At 58.4% G+C, this 2914-nt stretch carries 2 protein-coding genes and 1 pseudogene; 1 reads left to right on the forward strand and 2 read right to left on the reverse strand.

Annotated features, from left to right (window positions below):
• Positions 1 to 1160, reverse strand: a 1160-nt coding sequence (locus tag ACHWRX_RS04565; protein WP_394658257.1) for an NtaA/DmoA family FMN-dependent monooxygenase, incomplete at its 3' end; no start/stop codon positions are given.
• Positions 1161 to 1194: 34 nt separating this feature from the next.
• A complete protein-coding gene (locus ACHWRX_RS04570; RefSeq protein ID WP_394658258.1) occupies positions 1195 to 2223 on the reverse strand; it encodes an MsnO8 family LLM class oxidoreductase in 1029 nt (342 codons plus the stop codon).
• A 390-nt stretch (positions 2224 to 2613) separates the two neighbouring features.
• On the opposite strand from ACHWRX_RS04570, the pseudogene ACHWRX_RS04575 reads away from it, so the two are divergent.
• Positions 2614 to 2914, forward strand: a pseudogene (locus ACHWRX_RS04575) (TonB-dependent receptor); the annotation flags it as partial.

Consider the following 2914-nt stretch of genomic DNA (forward strand, 5'->3'; position numbering starts at 1 on the left):
CCAAGGATGAACCCATCCGCCGCGCCGCCATCTATCCAGCGCACCAATTCATCGGCCACTTTTTCACCACTGCCCAGAAAGTCGGGGCGTGGTGTCGCGACTTTGAGAGCCACCTCTCGCAAAGTCCAACCATTTTCGAGCGCGTCTGCTTTGATATGATCGGTGGCCGAACGAAAGCTATTCGCCCCGATATCCCCAAGGTCTGGGAAAGTCGCGTCCAGCGAATAGACGCTGAAATCGTGGTGATCGAAAAACCGGCCAAGGTAGTCCAGCGCTTCCGCAATGGTCAGCAGTTCTGCGATCCTGGCATGCTTGGCTTCCGCTTCCTCGTCGGTAGCGCCGGTGACGACAGAGATTCCGGGAAAGATCTTCACCGAATTTGCCGATCGCCCATGTGCCACCGCGCTAGCGCGAATTTGCGCGCGAAATCGGACGGCGTCTTCGAAATTAGCCGGGCCGGTAAATACGGCATCGGCGAACTTGCCGGCGAGGCCTATTCCTGCCTCGGATGAGCCAGCCTGAAAGATCACGGGCTGGCCCTGCGGTGACCGGCCAATATTCAGCGGCCCTTCAACCTGGAAAAAGCGACCCTTGTGCGAAAGGCGACGAAAGCGGTTGCGATCGAAAAAGACGCCGCGCTCTCGATCGCGCACGAAGACATCGTCGTCCCACGAATCCCACAATCCTTGCGTAACGGTCAGATATTCATCCGCGATTTCATAGCGCAGCGCATGATCGGGATGGGCGCGGCTATAGTTTCGCCCCGACCCTTCGAGTGGCGATGTCACCACATTCCAACCCGCGCGACCACCGCTTATGAGGTCTAGAGACGCGAATTGCCGCGCTACGGTGAAGGGATCGCTGTAAGATGTTGAAAGCGTGCCGGCGAGACCAATCTTGCTGGTGACCGTGGCCAGCGCGGACAACAGTGTGATTGGCTCGAAACGGTTGAGAAAGTGCGGGACGGACTTTTCCGTGATATAGAGACCATCGGCGACAAAAGCGAAGGCAATTCCCGCCGCTTCGGCCGTGCGCACCTGGTCGATTAAAAACGGCAGATTGACGCTACCGTCGGCCGGGCCCGACGGATGGCGCCAGGCGTTCATGTGCGTACCGGGGCCATTTAGCATTAGGCCGAAGGTTATGGGCGTCTCAGACACGGAATTTCCTCAGGGAAAGGGATGAGGGATTCGATCAGGCGGCCACGCGGGCAATTGCACGGTCGGCCTGCATCGCCCGGGCAAGGGTTTCCATCGCCCCGCGCCGCTGCGCATGATCGGCAACGGGAATGTCGATGACGAATTCTTCCACTCCCAAACGAACATGCAGATCGTCCAGCGCATCGCGGATTTGCTCGCCCGTACCTGCTAGAACATCGGGCGCAATCGGATCGGCCGTATATTCCGTGGCACCGGACTGGCGTGCGAACTCCGCGGCGGCAGCCAGATCCGGCAGGTTAACCGACTGTCCGTTGGCCAATCTGACCCGATAGAGCCGGAGAGGCTTGGCGAGCGAGCGCGCCCGCTCTTCGCTGCTGTCAGCAAAAGCGACTAGGGCCAGTAGCGGTCGCCTGCCTGTGAGATCAGCGAACCTGCCGAAAACCCTGGCCATGCGATCAGGATCGCCATCGAAATGGCCGGCATAGCAATAGTCCCAACCCAGGTGGGCCGCGGTTTCTGCGCTTTCCAAGCTGGCGCCCAACAAAATGCGTGCGGGCGGCGTCACCGGCTCGGGCGCGGCCATGGCACCTGCCCAGCGATGATCTTCAGGCAAGTTGCCAACAACAAAGGCCTCCAACTCATCAAGCTTGTCGGCGAAGGCATCCGGGCGCGCGCCTTCCTGATTGGCACGCAAGGCGCGTGTCGCCTGCGGCATGCCGCCAGGTGCGCGGCCAACGCCCAGATCGACCCTTCCGGGTGCCAGCGCCGCCAGCAGCCGGAAAGTCTCAGCCACCTTGAAAGGCGCATAGTGCTGTAACATCACCCCGCCTGAGCCGACGCGGATACGGCTCGTTCGTGCCAACACGAACGCTACCAAAGCCTCTGGCGCGGTGCTGCCCGCCATCGCCATGCCATGATGTTCGGCAAACCAATAACGGTGAAAGCCCATTTCTTCAGCCAACTGCGCGAGTGCAACCGTACGAGCCAGGGCATCGGGAGCGTCCGCGCCCTCCGGAACGAACGCCTTGTCCAGAAGGCTCAGGCGATAGGGATCTGTAGGCATATGGCCTCCACTGGGCGTAGCGTACACGCCCGTTGTTTGCGGAAGATGCTATCTATCTACCTGCTGGGTAGACAATTTAAAATTCCTGTATCAAGGTTCAGAAAATATTGATCGCGTTCATCGCTCAAGATCTGCCACTGCGTCAGTGCAAATCGCTTCTCCACCAGATGCTAGTCGCTTTCGAGCAAATCTGGCATTTTTTTCATAGTTTTCTATGGGATAACATGGATATAGTCTCGAATTGCCGCACCTATTAGTGATGATATTGATTCCAATAATCAGCTAATGACATTAGCCGATGTATTTTCACAATGCGTGAACTGAAATGAATATTGCCGATTGTTTGGCTGGGCATAACGGATACGTGCGGATCAAAAGGGATAAATAGACTTGAAAGCAGGATTTCTTGTGGGCGGTGCGGCAATTGCGCTGGTCCAAATGGTTCCGTTCACAGCGCAGGCGCGGCCGGCTGCCGTTGGCGACGACGCCACCGCCGGTGCAGACGCTCCGGAGGATATCATCGTCACCGGAACGCGGCAAACGGGGATTCGCGCTGCTGATAGTGCCGCGCCTGTGCAAGTTCTGGACACAACTGCGCTCGCCCATGTGGGCCAGCCTGACCTTACCCAAGTTCTATCGCAATTGGCACCATCCTTCACCTCACAGGCTTTGGGCGGCGATAGCGGCAATC

The sequence above is a fragment of the uncultured Novosphingobium sp. genome (assembly GCF_964277725.1).
GTDB classification, from domain to species: Bacteria; Pseudomonadota; Alphaproteobacteria; order Sphingomonadales; family Sphingomonadaceae; genus Novosphingobium; species Novosphingobium fluoreni.